We start from the raw sequence: 18,209 nt of genomic DNA on the forward strand, positions 1-18,209 counted from the left end.
AAAGAAGGCTCATGACCGACAGTCCCGACGCCGAATCCCGCTTCCTCGAACAACTCGGCCAGCGCGTGCGCACCATGCGCGCGTTGCGCGGCATGTCGCGCAAGGTGCTCGCCAAGGTATCAGGAATCTCGGAGCGCTACATCGCGCAGCTCGAAAGCGGCAAGGGCAATGTCTCGATCGTGCTGCTGCGCCGCGTCTCCGACGCGATGGGCGCGCATCTCGAAGACCTGCTACCCAGCGCCGATCCGACGCCGGACTGGCAGATGTTTCGCGATCTCCTGCGCAAGGCGACGCCGGCGCAGATCGCGCAGGCGAAAGATTTGCTCGCAGGCGGCAGCGCAACCGCGCCGCGCCGCGCGCCGTTCTGCGGCATCGCGCTGATCGGCCTGCGCGGCGCCGGCAAGTCGACGCTCGGACGGATGCTGGCGAAGAAGGTGGGCTGGAGCTTTGTGGAGCTCAACAAGGAGGTCGAGCAGCAGAACGGCCTCTCGGTCGCCGAGATCATCGCGCTGTACGGCCAGGAAGGCTTTCGCCGCATGGAGCAGGCGGCGCTGCAGCAGCTGCTGGCGCGCAACGAGTTGATGGTGCTGGCAACCGGTGGCGGCATCGTCTCCGAGCCGCTGACCTTCGACCAGATCCTGACCTCGTTCTACACGATCTGGCTAAAGGCCGAGCCCGAAGAGCACATGGCCCGCGTCCGCCGCCAGGGCGATCTGCGTCCGATGGCGGATGATCGCTCCGCCATGGCCGAGCTGCGCAACATCTTGCTCAGCCGCGAGCCGCTGTATTCGCGCGCGACGGCGGTGGTGGATACGGCGGGGCTTTCCGTCGATGCGGCCGCAGCACGGCTGATCGATGCGGTGCGGCCGGTGCTGCAAAACGAAGCCCGCAGCTTCGGCCTGCGGAGCGTGGCGCTGTAGAAATGACCTCCACCGACGTCACCACCTCCATGTTCGAGCGGATCGGCGGCAGCGCCACCATCGACCTTCTTGTCGACCGCTTCTACGAGCGCATGGACACGCTGCCGGAGGCGGCAATCATCCGCGCCATGCATGCGGACGATCTCGGCCTGATCAGGGACGTCTTGAAGCGTTATCTCACCGAATGGACCGGCGGGCCGCGCCTCTACACCCCCGAGAAGGGGCACCCGCGGTTGCGTCAGCGCCACATCGGCTTTGCCATCGGCGATGCCGAGCGCGATGCGTGGATGCTCTGCATGCGCGGCGCGATGGAGGAGACGGTGACCGACGCCGCCGCGCGGCAGGACCTCGACAAGGCGCTGTCCGGCCTCGCCGACTGGATGCGCAACCGGTAGTGAGACGGAAGGTCAGCGCCTCGACGCAAGTCGAGAACACGCAACGTCCTCGCGCAAAGTCCGTGTATCGCGTGATTTGAGTTCCGTGCAAATCGCCTGCTAAGCTGGCGCCATGACCGACATGCTCCCCGATACGATCCGCCGCCTCTACACCGATCCCGGCGAGTACATCGACAGCGATCATCCTGCCGTGCAGCGATTTGCCGAAGGCGCCGTGCGCGCGGATGCGAGCGCGCGCGACAAGGCGAGCGTGCTCTACAAGGCGGTGCGCGACGGCATCCGCTATAATCCTTACGTCAGCATGCGCGTCGCCGAGACCTTTCGCGCCTCAAGCGTGCTCGCCGCGGGCCAGGGCTATTGCGTTGGAAAGGCCGCGCTCTATGCCGCTGCCTGCCGCGTCCATGGCATTCCCGCACGGGTCGGCTTCGCGGACGTCAAGAACCATCTCACCACCGAGAAGCTGCGGGCGAGCATGGGCACGGACATCTTCACCTGGCATGGCTTTACGGAGGTGCATGTCGACGGCGCCTGGCGCAAGGCGACGCCCACGTTCAACGATACGCTCTGCGCCAAGGTCGGCGTGGCGCCGCTCGATTTCGACGGTCACACCGATGCGCTGCTGCATCCCTTCGACGGCGAGGGCCGCGCCTACATGCAATATGTCAACGATCGCGGCACCTACCACGACGTGCCGGCGAAATTCCTGATGCGCGAGATGGCGCGGGACTACGCCAACATGCAGGGCGAGGACCTCTCGGGCCGCGACATGGAGCGCGAGGCGGAAGGACGGTAGCACACGATGGACGCGCCTCCTGATGTCATCCGTCGACCGGCCACCCGACGCCTTGCGCACCTGGTCTCCAGCATCTCGTTCTACCGCGAGCGCGGCCTCGGCCTAACCGCCTTCCGGCACGCCGCGCCGCTTGCGCTGCCTCTGCTGGTGAATTTGGGAACACCCTTCCACATTGCGCTCGGACAGCAACCGGATCGTGCCGATGCCCGGCCGAGTTTCGCGGCGGGTCTCTTTCCCGGACCGGTCGTGATCGAATCCGACGGCCGCGCCGAATGCGTCCAGATCGATTTCACGCCGCTCGGGGCGTATCGCTTCTTTGGCGGAGCCGTGCCTGACCTGACCGCACGCGTGGTCGGCCTCGACGATATTCTCGGACGGGACGGCGAGGATCTCCGGGCCAGGGTGGCCGAGGCCGCCGGCTGGCAGCGACGATTCGCGATTGTGGAAGAATTCGTATTTCGCCGCGCCGTACATGAACCCTCGCCGGCTGTCGCTTTCGCCCTGGAGACGCTCTGGCGAGACGCAGGGGCGGTCAGGATCGCCGATATCGCCTCCGACATCGGCTGGAGCCGCAAGCATCTCACGCGCCGCTTCCACAATGAGATCGGCGTTCCGCCGAAGACGCTGGCCCAGATGCTGCGCTTTCATCGGGCCTGCGCGCTGGCCCGGACAGATGGCACAGGCGGCTGGGCCGCGATTGCAGCAGACGCCGGCTATGCGGACCAGGCGCATCTTGCACGCGATTTCCGGATATTCAGCGGCGAGACGCCGACCGGGTGGGCGGCGCGGCTCGATGTCGTCGATCCACGCCTGATGCGCGACGGCGGGGGCTAGCGCCGGGCGCGCGAGACGCGAACAAGTCCCATTTGTTCAAGCCGGCCGCCGTGATCCGAACTAGGGTCGGCTTCGCGGGTTGTCGGGACCTGCTCCGCTTCCCGCACCGAACGTCTTGCACCGAATTTGGAGAGTTTCATGAATCAGCCGAACGGCTACGAAGCGCCGCGTCTCTATCACACCATGCGCTGCAAGGATGCGGAGGCGATGATCGGATGGATGAAGGACGTTCTCGGCTTCGCCGAACGCGTGGTGTACCGCAAGGATGGCACGGTCGTTCACGCCGAACTGGCGTTCGGATCGTCGATCCTCATGCTGGGCGCCCATCGCGACGACGCCTATGCGAAACAGGTCGGTGACATCGGCGGCCGGCGGACGGACGCCGTCTATCTGGCCGTCGATGATCCCGACGCGCTTTATGCGAAGATGAAAGCCGCAGGCGCGCAGATCGAGATGGAGCCCTACACGACCGATTACGGCAGCCGCGATTTCGCGGCGCGCGATCCGGAGGGCGGCCTCTGGAGCTTTGGCACCTATTGGCCCAAGGTCGGCGAACAACCGCTGCCGGCATAGCGGAAACGCAGCTACAGCAGTCGCGACTGCACCGCCTCCGCGCCGTTCCGCAACAACGGCAGAAAACGATCGATCAATTCCTGCGCCGGCACGCGATCGACATGGGCGCCCATGTTGATGGCGGCGACGATCACGCCGTCATAGCGGCGGACGGGGACCGAGATCGAGCGGAAATGCGGCTCGGCCTCGCGGTCGACCAGGGAATAGCCTTGCGCGCGGTCGGCGGCGATGCGCGCGAGCAGCGCCTTCGCATCCGTCATCGTCTGCGGCGTCAGTGCCTCCCGCGTCATCGCCGTCAGGCGCGCGGCAAGCTCAGCATCGTCGAGCTGGCCGAGCATGGCGCGGCCGACCGAGGTGCAGAAGGACGGCAGGCGGTAGCCGATCTCCAGCCCGCCCGAGAACACCCGCGCCGGGCTGCCACGGGCAATGAAAACGACGTCATCGCCGTCGAGCACCGCTAGCGAAGAGATTTCGTTCGCTGCGGTCGCAACGCCATCGAGCACGGGCTGCAGCACCGCGACGAGCTGGTTGGAGCGCAGGTAAGACGCCGCCAGCGTCAGCACGTGCGGCGTCAGCGAGAACAACTTGCCGTCGCCGCTGACAAAACCGCCGCGCTGGAGCGTGAACAGCATGCGCCGCGCGGTGGCGCGCGGCAGATCGGCGGCGCGGGCGAGATCGCTCAGTGTCATCGGACCGGCGTTCGTGCCGAAACATTGCAGCAGGCGCAGGCCGCGATCGAGGGCTTCGACGAAATCCGTCACGCGCTCGTCCGTGTCACTTCGCTTCAGCTTGGGCATGGGTGAGGGATAATCCTGCAAAATAGTGCTTGCCGCTGATCCAAGGCATGTCATAATTCGCCCATTCGTTCAATAGGCGAACAATCGCCACTCCACAAGGATGCACACGCCATGATGAGCCAGGAGCAGAACGACCTGATCACCCGCACCGGGCCGAAGGATCCGTGCGGAAAGCTGATGCGGAGCTATTGGCAGCCGGCGGCGCTGGTGGATGAGCTCGAAGGCTCGCGGCCGATCCGTGCCGTCAGACTGCTCGGCGAGAACCTCGTTCTGTTTCGCGACGAGACGGGACGCTACGGCCTGATGGATCGCCACTGCGCCCATCGCGGCGCCGACCTCGCCTTCGGGCGGCTGGAACATGGCGGCCTGCGCTGCGCCTTCCATGGCTGGCTGTTCGACGCCACCGGCCAGTGCATCGAGACGCCTGCCGAGCCGAAGGATTCAAAGCTCTGCCAGAACATCCGGCAGCGTTCGTATCCGGTGGTGGAGAAGAGCGGCATCCTCTGGGCGTATCTTGGCGAAGGCGAACCGCCGGCCTTCCCCGAGCTCGACTGCTTCGTCGCACCTGATACCCACACGTTCGCGTTCAAGGGCCACATGGCCTGCAACTGGCTGCAGGCGCTCGAGGTCGGCATCGATCCCGCGCACGCTTCCTATCTGCACCGCTTCTTCGAAGACGAGGACACCTCCACCGCCTATGGCAAGCAATTCCGCGGCGCTTCAGCCGGCTCCGATCTGCCGATGACGAAGATCCTGCGCGAATACGACCGGCCGATCATCAATGTCGAGCACACCGAATACGGCCTGCGGCTGATCGCGCTGCGCGAGATCGACGAGGAGCGCACCCATGTGCGCGTTACCAACCAGCTGTTTCCGCATGGCTTCATCATCCCCATGAGCACGGAGATGACGATCACGCAGTGGCACGTCCCGGTCGACGACGAGAACTGCTACTGGTACGCGATCTTCACCAGCTATGCGAACCCGGTCGACAAGAAGAAGATGCGCGAACAGCGGCTCGAGCTCTACGAATTGCCCGACTACAAGTCGCGCAAGAACAGAGCCAACGATTACGGCTTCGATCCGCACGAGCAGCAGACCGCGACCTATACCGGCATGGGCACCGACATCAACGTCCACGACCAATGGGCGGTGGAATCGATGGGCGCGATCCAGGACCGCACCAAGGAGCATCTCGGCTCGAGCGACAAGGCGATTGTGCAGTACCGCCGCCTGCTGCGGCAGGAGATTGAGAAGGTCGGCGGCGGCGAGAAGCCGATGTTGTTTTTGGACGAGGCCAATGCGCGCAGCATCCAGGGACCGGCGACCATGGACGGCATCGGGCCGACGCGGGGCTGGGAGACCTACTGGATGGAAGTCGACGTCAAGCGCCGCCGCGGCGCGCCCTGGACCGCGCCCGTGCCGAAGGAGATCGCCGACAACGTGCACAAGCTGACGGCGGCGGAGTAGTCTGTAGCACCGTCATTCCGGGGCGATGCGCCAGCATCGAACTATCGTGCGCAATTGCGCACCTGAGAGTCTCGAGTTTCCGGTTCTCGCTTCGCGAGCCCCGGAAATGACAGGTAGCAAGGGAGCAACCAAAGTGACTTTCGTCGCGCGTCATGCGCTGTGGTCGGATGAGCAGAAGGACGCCGCGGCGCGCATGCGCCGTCTCGTCGAGGACAAGAACCTCGAAGTCATCCGCCTCGCCTTCCCCGACCAGCACGGCATCCTGCGCGGCAAGACCATCATCGCCTCGGAGGCGATCGCGTCGCTGGAAAGCGGCTGTTCGATCACCACCACCATGCTCGCCAAGGACACCTCGCACCGCACGGTGTTTCCGGTGTTCACCGCGGGCGGCGGCTTCGGCATGAGGGAGATGGAGGGCGCGGCCGACGTGCTGATGGTCGCAGATCCCACGACGTTTCGCATCCTGCCGTGGGCGCCGGCGACGGGCTGGGTGCTGTGCGATCTCTATTTTGGCGACGGCCGCCCGGTGCCGTTCGCGACGCGCTCGCTCTATCGCAAGGTGCTCGACGAGCTCGCCAGTCGCGGCCACGATTTCGTCGCGGGGCTCGAGGTCGAATTCCACATCTTCAAGCTCGACGACGCGCATATGCGGCCCGAGGACGCCGGCCAGCCCGGCACGCCGCCGCCGGTCAGCCTGCTCAGCCACGGCTATCAATATCTGACCGAGCAACGCTTCGATCAGATGGAGCCGGTGCTGGAGATTCTGCGCCGCGACATCGTCGCGCTCGGGCTGCCGCTGCGTTCGGTCGAGGTCGAGTTCGGGCCGAGCCAGTGCGAATTCACCTTCGCGCCGCGGAAGGGGCTGGAGCCCGCCGACAACATGGTGCTGTTCCGGAGCGCCGTGAAGCAGATCGCGCGCCGCCATGGCTATCACGCCACCTTCATGTGCCGCCCGAAGCTGCCGAACGTGTTCGCGAGCGGCTGGCACCTGCATCAGTCGATCGTGTCGCGCGCTACGGCTGAGAACCAGTTCATGGTCAAGGACGGCACCGAGCCGCTCAGCGCGTTCGGCAGGGCCTGGCTCGCCGGCCTGCTCGACCATGCCCGCGCCTCGACATTGTTCACCACGCCGACCATCAACGGCTACAAACGCTACCGCTCCTATTCGCTGGCGCCGGACCGCGCGATCTGGGGCCGCGACAATCGCGGCGTGATGATCCGCGTGCTCGGCGGCGCCAACGATGCCGCCACGCGCCTGGAGAACCGCATCGGCGAGCCCGCCGCCAATCCCTATCTCTACATGGCCTCGCAGATTCTCTCCGGGCTCGACGGCGTCGATCGCAAGCTCGATCCCGGCCCGTCCGCCGACACGCCCTACGAAACCAAGGCGCCGCTGCTGCCGAAATCGCTGAGGGATGCGGTCAGTGCGCTCAAGGACGATCCCTTCTTCCGCGAGAAGCTCGGGGCCGAATTCGTCGATTATTACACCCACATCAAGAACGCCGAGATCGACCGCTTCCTGTCTGAAGTGACCGACTGGGAGCACCGCGAATATTTCGAGGTGTTTTGATACCCGACGCTTCCCGAGGGCATAGAGAGCGCTGCCCCCTCACGCCCCTGTGAAGCGACTTCGTCGCCCCCTGTTCCGACGACATCCTGGCACATCCGACGAAGCCGTTTTCCGGCGCCTCGAAAAACGCCCGAAAGACGCAGGGTCTACGATCATGGCCGTGATCAACAGTGGAGTTCGATCATGTTTGCTCAATTGTTCAGCCTGATTTATCGCTTGTCTTGCCGGGCGACGCTGATCGAAATCGGCACACACCGGCTCGCGCGCTAGCGCTCCCCGGCGGGAATTTAGGGTGAGCTGGATTGGCCAGTTAGCGGTGATGACGATGCCCCTCTGTCGCGACCCGCGTGGTCCGCGAGTTGCAGCGCCACCGGTTTATTGGGCCACGGACCTTGGTTCAGGCAACCCACCCCTCGCGAAGAGACTCACCAGCGGTAGCCGAGCGTAGCGATGACGGTCAGCGGGGCTCCGCGGTAGCAATATCCGACCTGGCACGTCGTGTAGTGCAGATTGAACAGGTTCTTGGCGTTGACCTGGAATGTGAGCCCCTTCAGCTCCCTTGCCGCCTGGCCGAAATCATATTTCAGCGCCGCGTCGACCAGGGTCACCGAGCTGTTCTTGAACGTGTTGAGATCGTCGCCATAGTTCGAGGACATGTAACGCGCGCCGGCGCCGAGGCTCAGTCCTGCGAACGGGCCTGCCAGCGGCATGGCATAGTTCGCCCACAGCGTCGCGGTGTGCGGCGGATTGCCCGACGGAAACTTGCCGATCAACGCGCTGTCTCCGGCCTGCTTGGTGACCATGTCGAGATAGGTATAGGACGCGGTGATGTCGAAACCGCCGCCGAGGCTCGCGAGCCCCTGCAATTCGAAGCCGCGGCTTTGGATTTCGCCGCGCTGGACCGTGATGCCCGTTCCCGTCGTCACGAGGCCGCCGGTCTGGATCAGGTCGAACAATGCAGCGGTGATGAAGCTCCGCGTCCCCGGCGGCTGATACTTGATGCCGATCTCGGTCTGCTCGCCGGTGGTCGGCTTGAAAAAGGCACCTGAGGGATCGACGCCGAGATTGGGAAAGAACGAGGTCGAATAGGCGACGTAGGGCGCAACGCCGGAATCGAACACATAGGTCAGTCCGGCGCGCCCGCTATAGGCCTGGTCGGACTGCGTCTGCCTTGTCACCGCGAACAGATCCTCGCCGGTGGTGCTGACCCAGTCGCTGCGGCCGCTCAGCGTCAGGATCCAATGGTCGAGCCTGGCCTGATCCTGGATGTACACGCCGGACTGGGTCTGCCGCTGCCGCGTCGAGGTCGAGATCGCGGGATCGGGAATCGATTCCGGCACATAGGCCGGCGCGGCCAGATTGAGGTCGGAGACGCCGAAGCCGAAGCCCTGCTTGTCGTTGAATTTCGACGCGGTGTAGTCGGTGCCGACCAACAGCGTGTGCTGCACGGGACCGGTCGAGAGTTTTGCTTCGACCTGGTTGTCCATGATGGCCGATTGCAGGGTGTCGTGGACATAGCCGGTATAGCGCGAGACGACGTTGTTCACGGGAGCGCCGAGAAAGCCGACATAGCGAGTGACCGCGTCGACGTCGACATAGCGGAATTTCTGACGGACGGTCACGGCATTGTTGAACGCATGCTCGAACAAATAGCCGACGCGTCCCTGCTCCTGATCGAGCGAGTTGTAGGAGGGGCTGCCCGTGAAGATGTCCGTCGCGGTCCCTGTGCCCGAAGAATAGGTGAACATGGACCCCGGCGTCTTCGATTTCTGGTAAGCGCCGAGAATCGTCAGGGTCGTCGACTGATCCGGTTTCCAGGTGACGGCCGGAGCGACATAGGTGCGATTGTCCTTGCCGCCGGGCACGAACACGTCGGCGTCGCGCACCACGCCGGTCAGCCGATACGAGAACTGGCCGTTGGGATCGATCGGCCCCGAAAAATCGAAATTGCCCTGCGCACGCTCGCGGTCGCCGAACAGCGTCTGCACCTCGTGGAACGGCTGGCTGGTCGGCAGCTTGCTCTGCAGGTCGATCAGTCCGCCGGGCGAGCCGAGGCCGTAGAGGGCCGAGCTCGGCCCGCGCACCACGGTGATGCTGTCGGCGCCATAGGGTTCGGTCTTGAACACGCTGAGACCGGCGCCGACGAGACGCAAGCCGTCGAGATAAATGCCGTTGTACGTGATGTCGAAGCCGCGGATCGAGATGGCGTCGAAGCGCGGATCGTAGCCGGACGCATCGATGCGGACGCCCGGTTGATAGCCGACCGCCTCCGTCAGCGTCTGCACGGCGCGGTCGTTGAGCTCCTTGCGGGTCACGACGGAAATCGACTGCGGCGTCTCCAGCAACGGGGTGTTCGTCTTCGTGCCGGCCGAGCTGCCGCTTGCGACATAGCTGCGCTCGCTCGACGCGTTGCCGCTGCTGTCACCAGCCTCGCGCGTGTTTCCGGCTTGCGCGCCCTCGGAACTGCGCCGCGACGCGACGCGGCCACGCTGCGATTGTGAGGCGCGCTGGGCAGACTGGGCGCGCGGACGCGCCTGGTTCGGTGCCTCCACCGTGACGGGAGGCAATGTCGCCGCCGTCGACGTCGAATTGGTCCCGGAGGTCTGTGCCGCCGAGGGCGTCGCGTGAAGGACTATTCCCAAACCGGCCGCGCCGAGACCAGTTCTCACCATTCGTTCCCAGCCGGGCGTTTGCCCGTCATTCCGCGTCATCATCGTCCCCGAGTTCCGTGTTCGAACCCGGGTGTAACCAGATCGGGACGTGCGCCGCCTTTGCGCGCGCGCAAATCACCTTTGATCGCGCTTGGAGGCTTTCAAGTTCGGTGCAGTTCAGTGCAAAATTACTGGCAGCCACTCGGCGAGTGGCCGAAGCGCCTGCGGAACGCGGTGGCGAAATTCGCGGGATGCGCGTAGCCGACGCGATAGGCCGCCTCGGTGACCGACAACCGCTGATGAATCAGCAGCTCGCGTGCGGCATCAAGCCGCTGGCGCCGCAAATAGTCGATCGCGCTCTCGCCATACGCCATCTGGAATTTCTGGTTGAAGGAGCGGCGGCTCAGCCCCGCGTTCCGCGCCAGCTCGTCGATGCTCCAGGGATGGGCGAGATCGGCATCCATCCGCTGCTTGACCGATTGCAGGCGTGTGCGCTGGAGATCGGCGGCGGGATCAACCGCGATCCGGCCGCGCTCGCCGAACAAGGCGTGGACCACGATCTCGGCGGCGTGCGCCGACAGCAACAACTGCGCGGCGCTTCCGCCGACCGGCGGCGAGAACATTTCCGCCGCAACGGCCTGCACGCGCGCCGACACCGTCAGCGATACCGTGGCCGCGCCCGCGGCGTCATCCCTGAACAGCGCGCGAAACGCGTCGCCAAGTCCGAGCTCGTCGATGGAGGCCTGCGGGAGCGCCAGGCCGATCGCAGGACGCTCGTCACACCGAACCGAATGTCCCGCAGCGACGGCTTCGCGCACGGCAATGGCCGTCATCTGCCTTTCCCCGGCTGCGCGCGTCAGAATGCCGCGGCTTGCGCTCTCGTCGAACGCGACGGAAATGAACAGGCCCGGCGCGACAATCGCGGGCCCGTCGAGACCGGCGCGAAACTCACCTCTGACGAACACGCAGCCCGGGAAATCCAGCCATTGAGCGGAAGACCCTCGCTGTGCGGCACCGATGACGTCGTCTTGAGGCCGTCCGACAATGTGATCGTAAAAGTCCCGCATCGCATCCGCTTACGCGGCGACATTGACGGCCCGCGGCGGCGTACTCAAGACCTCTGCGCTCAGTTTGGAGAGCTTCGAAACTGGCGCGCTCAGATGCCCAGATATTTGTGCTGGAGATCCGGCTCGGCCATCAGCTCGTCGGATGTGCCGCTCCACACCGTCTTGCCGCGCTCGATGATGAAGTGACGATCGCAGATGCGAGCGAGATGGTCGACGTTCTTGTCGACGACCAGGATCGACTGTCCGCGGCTCTTGAGCAGCGACAGGCAGTGCCAGATTTCCTCGCGGATCAGCGGCGCGAGGCCCTCGGTCGCTTCGTCCAGAATCAGAAGCTTCGGATTGGTCATCAGCGCGCGGCCGATCGCGAGCATCTGCTGCTCGCCGCCGGAGAGTTGGTTGCCCATGTTGGCGGCACGCTCGGCGAGGCGCGGGAACAGCACGTAGATCGCCGCCAGCGTCCAGGGATTGGAGCTGCCGAAGCGATCGGCCGCGGCCGCCACGAGATTTTCGCGCACGGTGAGGTTCGGGAAGATCTGGCGTCCCTCGGGAACGAGACCGACGCCGAGTTTTGCAATCCTGTAGGACGGCAGCTGCCGTACTTCAGTGCCCGCAAACCGGATCGCGCCGGCGCGCGCCGGCGTCAGGCCCATGATGGAACGGATCGTGGTGGTCTTGCCCATGCCGTTGCGGCCCATCAGCGAGACCATCTCGCCCGGCTTGATCGACAGCGACAGGCCGAACAGCACCTGGGAGAGGCCGTAGCAGGTCTCGATGCCGTCGACGTCGAGCAGCGTGTCAGCCATGATGCGTCACCACATGCTGGTCGCCGAGATAGGCGCGCTTGACGTCTTCATTGGCCCGGATCGCGGCGGGATCGCCGGAGGCGATGACGCGGCCATAGACCAGCACCGAGATGCGGTCGGCCAGCGCGAACACCGCCGGCATGTCGTGCTCGACCAGCACGATCGAGACCTCTTTCCGCAGCTCCTGCAGCAGCTTCACCATGCCCTGGGATTCCGTGACGCCGAGGCCGGCCATCGGCTCGTCGAGCAGCAGCAGTTTCGGCTTGCTGGCGAGCGCGACCGCAAGCTCGATCTGGCGTCGCTCGCCATGGCTGAGCTTGGAGACCAGGACATCGGCGCGATGAGCGAGACCGACGCGATCGAGCGCGGCATGGGCGGCATCGCGCAGACCCTTCTCCTTGCGCGCATCGGCGAAAAAGCGGAACGAGGTGCCGGCATGCGCCTGCGCCGCCAGCGCGACATTGTCGGCAGCGGTGAAATCGAGCAGCAGCGAGGTGATCTGGAATGAACGGGCAAGGCCCAGCGCACAGCGGCGATAGGCCGGCAAGTAGGTGATGTCGCGCCCCGCCAGCGAGACGCTGCCGGAATGCGGCTCCAGATGCCCGGTGAGCTGGCTGATCAGCGTGGTCTTGCCGGCACCGTTCGGGCCGATGATGGCGTGCAGCTCGCCCGCCGCGACATCGAGCGAGACGTTGTCGGTGGCGATGATGCCGCCGAAGCGGCGCACAAGCTTCTCGACGCGGAGCAGGGGTTCAGCCACGGCCAGCCCTCCCGAGCAGGCCCATGATGCCGCCGCGGCCGAACAGCACGATCAGCAGTAGCAGCGGGCCCATGATCAGCGCCCAATATTCGGTGATCTGCGACAGGAACTCTTCGAGCAGCAGGAACACCACCGCGCCCATGATCGGGCCGAACAGCGTGCCCATGCCGCCCAGGATCACCATCACCATGAGGTCACCGGAGCGGGTCCAGTACATCACGGCCGGGCTGACGAAATCGGTGTTGTTGGCGAGCAGCGCGCCGGCGAGCCCGCACATGGTCCCTGAGATGACGAAGCAGACGAGCTTGTAGCGCTTGGCGGGAAAGCCGATCGCCTGCATGCGCTGCTCGTTGGAGCGCAGGCCCTGGACGACGAGGCCGAAGCGCGAATTGACGATGCGCCAGATCAGGAAGACGACGCCGAGCAGGCAGGCGAGGCAGAGATAGTAGAACTGCGTGCGGTTCGAGAGGTTGATCAACCCGGAGAAGTCGCTGCGCTTGTAGACGGTGAGGCCGTCATCGCCGCCGTAACGCGCAAGGCCTGAGGCGACGTAATAGGCCATTTGCGCGAAGGCCAGCGTGATCATGATGAAATAGACGCCGCGGGTGCGCAAAGAGAGCGCGCCGATCACCAGCGCATAGATGGCGGAGGCCGCCAGCGCGACCGGAAACTGGATGAAGCCGGACCCTACGCCTTCCTGCGCGAGCATGCCGACCGCGTAGCCGCCGATGCCGAGATAGGCGGCGTGGCCGAAGCTCATCATGCCGCCAAAACCCATGATGAGGTTGAGGCTCGCGGCCGCCAGCGCCAGGATGATGATGCGGGTGAACAGCGTCAGGATGAAGATGTTGCCGCTAAGCTGCGAATACAGCGGCAGCAGCACGAGGCCCGCCAGCATCAGGGCCGTGACGGCCTTGCTCGCAGTCAAACTCTTCATCGGCGATTGGCCGGAAACAGCCCCTCCGGCCGCACCACCAGCACGATCGCCATCAGGAGATAGATCAGCATGGAGGACAGCGCGGGCGCGGCGGTGGAGGCGGCGGCGCCGCTCAAGATCTGCCGGAGCAGATTGGGCAGGAAGGCGCGGCCGAGCGTGTCGATCATGCCGACGAAGATCGCGGCGAGGAACGCGCCGCGGATCGAGCCGATGCCGCCGATCACGATGATGACGAAGGCGAGGATCAGGATGTTCTCGCCCATGCCGATCTGCACGGTGAGGATCGGCGCCTGCATCAGCCCGGCCAATCCGGCGAGCGCCGCACCAAGGCCGAACACCAGGGTGTAGAGCAGCTTGATGTTGATGCCGAGCGCACCGATCATCTCGCGGTTGGAGGCCCCTGCCCGGATCAGCATGCCGATGCGGGTGCGCATCACGCCGAGATAGAGCAAGAGCGCCACCAGCAGTGCCACGACGATGATGGCGAGGCGATAGGCGGGATAGTGAATGCCGGGCAGGATCGGCACCGGCACCGTGAGCCAGGCCGGCAGCGGCAGCGCGAGGCCCGCCGGGCCCCAGATCAGCCGCACGGCTTCGTTGAAGAACAGGATCAGGCCGAAGGTTGCGAGCACATGGTCGAGATGGTCGCGGCCATAGAGATGCCGCAGCGCGCTCATCTCGAGCACGATGCCGAGCACCAGCGTCGCGCCCAGCGCCAGCAGCGCGCCGAGCAGGAAGCTGCCGGTCCACGCCGCGAAGGTCGCGGCGAAATAGGCGCCCATCATGTAGAGCGAGCCGTGCGCGAGGTTGACGAGATCCATGATCCCGAACACCAGCGTCAGGCCGGCGGCGAGCAGGAACAGCAGCAGGCCGAACTGCAATCCGTTCAGGAACTGTTCGACGACGAGCAGCATCAGGACTCTTTCAGGCGCATACGGACGCGCGCCGATGTTCGAACACAGTCGCCATCAGTGAAAGAGCTCCCCCCGCCTCATCAAGGCGGAAAAATGGGTAATGGCAGTATCGTTCCGAGGCAAGAGCGATTCGACACCAAACATGCACTTTGTTGCATGCCGATGCATGCGATCAGAATGACCTTGCAAAATGACCTTGCAAGAAGGCTGCCGCGCCGGGCTGGGGCAACCTGCCGCACGTCGTCATGCCCAGGCTTGTCCCGGCCATGACGACCTCTGTCGCATGAATGCGATCACCCTCCCCCGTTGCCGGAGGAGGGTGCCGCAATCTGTCGGATCCCTGGATGCGTCTAGTGCGACGTCATCTGCTGGGGGAGGTCATCCGGTTCGGCGAGCACGCTGTTGGCCGTCGAGGCCTCCAGCGCCGCCATCCGGAACAGATAGGCGAGCGTCGCCAATCCGGTGTCTTCCGCCATTTGCGCCAGTTCCAGCGCAATGTCGGACATGTAGCCGAGAGTCTCGTCCCTGGTCTGCGCCATGATCTGGCTGTCCCGCATCATGTTCGACATCTCAGGCACTCTTTCGTTGCGCGGCTGCAGCGCCGCAAAGGTTGGCACGGGCGACGGCGTCCAGATGCGGGCCGTCCTGGCGCACGACCGAAGCCATGCCGATACGATCGTGCAGGGCGTCGACCGTCTCGCGACGAATATCGATGGTGGCCGCCATGGTCCATGCGTTCTCCACCAGCGCCGGCAGGCCAAGCGGGGTCACCACGAAGCCGGCCTCGTGGAAGCGCGGCAGCCACCAGGTTTCCATGATCGCGCTGACCTGCGCGATTCCTTGCGCGAGGCAGAACTCCTGCACCGCGGCCATCAGTTGCAGATTGAGCGCGCCATCGCGGCGATCGCGCACGACGAAATAACGCGACCATTCCCAGATCAGCGGATCCGCAGGGCAGCCGCGAACCGACGCCAGATGCGGGAACACTTCGCTCATCATCGAGGGCTTGGTGGTGGGATAGAGCCGGTGACCACCGATGACCCGCCGTCCCTCCAGCGCGAGCAGATAGACGGTATCCTCGTCGTCGTAGGAATCGATCTCGCGGCAATCCGGCCTGCGCAGCGTCTCCCAGCGCCGCTCCTCGACGAAGACCTCATGACGCAGCCGGAAATGCTGCTCAATCACGTCTTCATAGAGGTGGCGATTTACCGCAGAAATTGCGTGAATCATAAAAACCCCCATTCAGCCTCAATGGGAGCAGAGTCTGCGAAAACAGCCGGGTTCGGTATTGGGAAATTTCCCAGTACGGCGCTCAGGGAGCGATGATCTTGCTCCGAATCGCAAGCGCGACCGCATGCGTGCGATTGACGGCACCAAGCTTGCGCGCGGCGGTTGCAAGATGCTCTTCGGCAGTGCGTTGCGTGATGTGCAGGATCTCGCCGATTTCCCAGGCCGACTTGCCCTGCGAGGCCCAGGAGATCACCTCGCGTTCGCGCGGGGTGAGGCGCGTCGACGGATAAGGCGCCGGCTCGAGCAGTCGGCGAATGTGGTCGAAGCCGTACATCGCCATCAGGTGCAGTGCCGGCTTGCTGCGCGGATTGAGGTCGAGATGAACGCCGCCAAGCGACACCGCGGCTTCATAGCCGGTGAGGCCGTGGATCGGCACGATGAAGCCCCGCGACATCCGAAAGTCGGTGGCGCGGTTCATCACCTCGGCCGCATTCGGCTCGAGGTCGGCATCGTAGGGCGCTTCCGACCATTCGAACGGATTGACCGACCGCCGGCACAGCCGCACCACGGGATCGAAGCGGTCGTAATTGTTCTGTGTGTAGAGGCTGAACCAGCCCGCCGGCCAGCGCTTGGCGAGCACCATCTGTGCAAACCGCTGGTCGGGATTCGGCAATCCCGTCACGATGATGGTTTCGAAACCGAAGCGGCCGAAAGCCGTCTCAAGCGCATTCATCGCGTCCGGAACCTTGGTATAGGCTCCGAGCCCTTCGATGAAGTCGAGCGCCTCGCGGCCATAATCAACGGCATCAACGGCGGACATCGGTACGTTTCCTGACCTTGGCCCTCGCCATATAGCACGTATTTGGGCGCGGCCTCAAATCTGCTGCGACCGTAGTTTCCCGGAGCGCATCCGGCCTGAAGATTTAAACTACTTGTGGCAGAATTGACCTCACGATACACCTCAACGCGTCCGAAGCGGGAAAACCACGATGGAAGACGAGGACATCGCCCTCAACAGCGTGCTCGGCCTGGAATTGAATCGCGTGTTTTTCGCCGTCCGCGAAACGGCAAACAAGCAGAAGATCATCGAGTTCGCGCGCAAGGTGCTGCAAAGCGAGTGTGCGGAGTTGGCCGACAGCGTCTCGCCCGAGGGCCCGGCGAGCTAGAGCGCAGTTGCGGTAAGCGACCCTGCGACAGATCGCGCGCCGCCGCCCTTCCATTTGAGCGCGCTGTCGAAACAATCTGGCCGCGAAGTTACTCTCCTCCCATTTGAGAAGGCGACGAGCCCACGTGCCCCCGGACGCAGCGCCGCGTCTCTTCGACGACGCGCTGCAGAGCCGGGGCCCACCCGTCCGCAACCTCCTCTCTGGCCTTTTGGGTCCTGACTCCGCGCCGGGAACGCGAGAGCGGCTCGCTCTCCACAGCGACGCACTTGCCGCTGGATGACACCGATGCTCTCGTGAGATGATCGCCGCCACGATCCTCTTTCGGATGCCAAGAGCATGATGACGCTGCGCCAGGTTGAAGTGATCCGTGCCGTGATGGTGACGGGTACGATCGGCGGCGCGGCAAAGCTGCTCAACGTCTCCGCGCCGGGGATCAGCCGCCTCGTCAAATACACCGAGCGCTCGCTCGGCATCCGCTTCTTCCAGCGCCAGAACGGACGCTACTTCCCGACGCCGGAAGCCGAGAACATCTTCGAGCAGATCAACGGCGTCTACAAGAAGGTCGACGACCTCTCCGAGATCATCTCCAAGATCGGTCGTGGCGGCCTCTCCGAATTGCGGATCGGCTCGGTGCCCAGCATCTCGCAGGTGATGGTGCCCCGAGCGATCGAGCGCGTCCGGCGCCGCTATCCCGACCTCGGCATCGACATCAACATCCTCAAGCTCGAGGAGGCCATCGACTATCTCATGCTCGGCCGCGGCGAGTGCGTCGCGATGAGCTACCGGCTCGAGCATTCCGCGCTCGACTTCATGCCGCTCGCCTCGGGCGAGCTGTATTGTATCGTGCCGCCGGGCCATGAGCTCGCCGGCCGCAAGCAGGTCTCGGCCGCCGAGATCACCCGCTATCCGCTGATCGGCATCGATCCCAACGACCCTTACGGCCGGATCATGGCCGAGATCTTCGCGCGCCACCGGCTCGACTACAACATCACCATCCGCGCACGCTTCGGCACCACGGTCTGCGCGCTGGTGAAGGCGGGGCTCGGCATCGCCATCATCGACCAGTTCACCGTAGCTCATGGCGGCTATCCCGGGATCGAGCTCCTGAAGATCACCGAGCCGACGCGCTTCGACACCTACATCGCGGTCAAGCGCGGCGCGCCGCTGTCGCTCCATGCCGAGTCTTTCATCGAGGCGCTGCGCGCCGAGATGCGTGCGGTCGAGCCGTCGCGCGGCAACGGCAAGGCCGTGCCGGGCGGTCCCGGCAAGGCCGCACCGGCGCGCGGGCGGAAGAAATAACATGATGTTAGGTTTATCGGATAAAAGGGT

General features: G+C 64.8%; 19 protein-coding genes. 9 read left to right on the forward strand and 10 right to left on the reverse strand.

Annotated features, from left to right (window positions below; genetic code table 11):
* Window positions 1-11 precede the first annotated feature (11 nt).
* The 5 genes from ML401_RS33755 to ML401_RS33775 all read left to right on the forward strand — a co-directional run bounded on the left by ML401_RS33755 (window position 12) and on the right by ML401_RS33775 (window position 3,515).
* Window positions 12-920, forward strand: coding sequence for a helix-turn-helix transcriptional regulator (locus ML401_RS33755; RefSeq protein ID WP_211415534.1), 909 nt, complete (start codon window positions 12-14; stop codon window positions 918-920).
* A 2-nt stretch (window positions 921-922) separates the two neighbouring features.
* A complete protein-coding gene (locus tag ML401_RS33760; RefSeq protein ID WP_285808499.1) occupies window positions 923-1,315 on the forward strand; it encodes a group II truncated hemoglobin in 393 nt (130 codons plus the stop codon).
* 112 nt (window positions 1,316-1,427) lie between these two features.
* A complete protein-coding gene (locus ML401_RS33765; RefSeq protein WP_285808501.1) occupies window positions 1,428-2,108 on the forward strand; it encodes a transglutaminase family protein in 681 nt (226 codons plus the stop codon).
* A gap of 6 nt (window positions 2,109-2,114) precedes the next feature.
* A complete protein-coding gene (locus ML401_RS33770; protein ID WP_285808502.1) occupies window positions 2,115-2,942 on the forward strand; it encodes an AraC family transcriptional regulator in 828 nt (275 codons plus the stop codon).
* Between the two features lie 138 nt (window positions 2,943-3,080).
* On the forward strand, window positions 3,081-3,515 hold the full coding sequence (locus ML401_RS33775; protein ID WP_285808503.1) for a VOC family protein: 435 nt from the start codon (window positions 3,081-3,083) through the stop codon (window positions 3,513-3,515).
* 11 nt (window positions 3,516-3,526) lie between these two features.
* On the opposite strand, the gene ML401_RS33780 is transcribed toward ML401_RS33775, so the two are convergent.
* Entirely contained in the window at window positions 3,527-4,312 is a 786-nt protein-coding gene (locus tag ML401_RS33780) for an IclR family transcriptional regulator C-terminal domain-containing protein (protein WP_285808504.1), read from the reverse strand.
* 111 nt (window positions 4,313-4,423) lie between these two features.
* Here ML401_RS33780 and ML401_RS33785 point away from each other — a divergent pair, with 111 nt between their 5' ends.
* The gene (locus tag ML401_RS33785; RefSeq protein ID WP_285808506.1) at window positions 4,424-5,782 is read left to right on the forward strand and encodes an aromatic ring-hydroxylating dioxygenase subunit alpha; all 1,359 of its coding nucleotides are present in this window, start codon (window positions 4,424-4,426) and stop codon (window positions 5,780-5,782) included.
* Window positions 5,783-5,915: 133 nt separating this feature from the next.
* Window positions 5,916-7,352 (forward strand): glutamine synthetase family protein, encoded by a 1,437-nt coding sequence (locus tag ML401_RS33790; protein ID WP_285808507.1) that lies wholly within the window; start codon window positions 5,916-5,918, stop codon window positions 7,350-7,352.
* Between the two features lie 425 nt (window positions 7,353-7,777).
* Here ML401_RS33790 and ML401_RS33795 read toward each other — a convergent pair whose 3' ends face one another.
* The 9 genes from ML401_RS33795 to ML401_RS33835 all read right to left on the reverse strand — a co-directional run bounded on the left by ML401_RS33795 (window position 7,778) and on the right by ML401_RS33835 (window position 16,534).
* On the reverse strand, window positions 7,778-10,024 hold the full coding sequence (locus ML401_RS33795; protein ID WP_249156559.1) for a TonB-dependent siderophore receptor: 2,247 nt from the start codon (window positions 10,022-10,024) through the stop codon (window positions 7,778-7,780).
* A 167-nt stretch (window positions 10,025-10,191) separates the two neighbouring features.
* A complete protein-coding gene (locus ML401_RS33800) occupies window positions 10,192-10,968 on the reverse strand; it encodes a helix-turn-helix transcriptional regulator (protein ID WP_285808510.1) in 777 nt (258 codons plus the stop codon).
* A gap of 191 nt (window positions 10,969-11,159) precedes the next feature.
* Window positions 11,160-11,873, reverse strand: a complete 714-nt coding sequence (locus tag ML401_RS33805; RefSeq protein ID WP_285808511.1) for an ABC transporter ATP-binding protein — start codon at window positions 11,871-11,873, stop codon at window positions 11,160-11,162.
* A complete protein-coding gene (locus tag ML401_RS33810; protein WP_194404898.1) occupies window positions 11,866-12,633 on the reverse strand; it encodes an ABC transporter ATP-binding protein in 768 nt (255 codons plus the stop codon). Before ML401_RS33810 ends, ML401_RS33805 begins: the two co-directional genes overlap by 8 nt.
* Window positions 12,626-13,570, reverse strand: coding sequence for a branched-chain amino acid ABC transporter permease (locus tag ML401_RS33815; RefSeq protein WP_285808512.1), 945 nt, complete (start codon window positions 13,568-13,570; stop codon window positions 12,626-12,628). The genes ML401_RS33810 and ML401_RS33815 overlap by 8 nt, the downstream gene beginning before the upstream one ends.
* Window positions 13,567-14,484 (reverse strand): branched-chain amino acid ABC transporter permease, encoded by a 918-nt coding sequence (locus ML401_RS33820; protein ID WP_194404900.1) that lies wholly within the window; start codon window positions 14,482-14,484, stop codon window positions 13,567-13,569. The genes ML401_RS33815 and ML401_RS33820 overlap by 4 nt, the downstream gene beginning before the upstream one ends.
* A gap of 350 nt (window positions 14,485-14,834) precedes the next feature.
* Window positions 14,835-15,053: a hypothetical protein gene (locus ML401_RS33825; RefSeq protein ID WP_285808514.1), complete on the reverse strand. Its 219-nt coding sequence runs from the start codon at window positions 15,051-15,053 to the stop codon at window positions 14,835-14,837.
* A gap of 1 nt (window position 15,054) precedes the next feature.
* Window positions 15,055-15,714, reverse strand: coding sequence for an acyl-homoserine-lactone synthase (locus tag ML401_RS33830; protein ID WP_194404901.1), 660 nt, complete (start codon window positions 15,712-15,714; stop codon window positions 15,055-15,057).
* Between the two features lie 82 nt (window positions 15,715-15,796).
* Window positions 15,797-16,534, reverse strand: coding sequence for a LuxR family transcriptional regulator (locus tag ML401_RS33835; protein WP_194404902.1), 738 nt, complete (start codon window positions 16,532-16,534; stop codon window positions 15,797-15,799).
* A gap of 169 nt (window positions 16,535-16,703) precedes the next feature.
* Between ML401_RS33835 and ML401_RS33840 the strand changes: the two genes are divergently transcribed.
* Both ML401_RS33840 and ML401_RS33845 read left to right on the forward strand, forming a co-directional pair.
* Window positions 16,704-16,880 (forward strand): hypothetical protein, encoded by a 177-nt coding sequence (locus tag ML401_RS33840; protein WP_194404903.1) that lies wholly within the window; start codon window positions 16,704-16,706, stop codon window positions 16,878-16,880.
* Window positions 16,881-17,216: 336 nt separating this feature from the next.
* Window positions 17,217-18,179, forward strand: coding sequence for a LysR family transcriptional regulator (locus ML401_RS33845; protein WP_285808516.1), 963 nt, complete (start codon window positions 17,217-17,219; stop codon window positions 18,177-18,179).
* The last annotated feature ends 30 nt before the right edge of the window (window positions 18,180-18,209 follow it).

It is taken from the genome of Bradyrhizobium sp. 62B, from assembly GCF_030272265.2.
GTDB lineage: Bacteria > Pseudomonadota > Alphaproteobacteria > Rhizobiales > Xanthobacteraceae > Bradyrhizobium.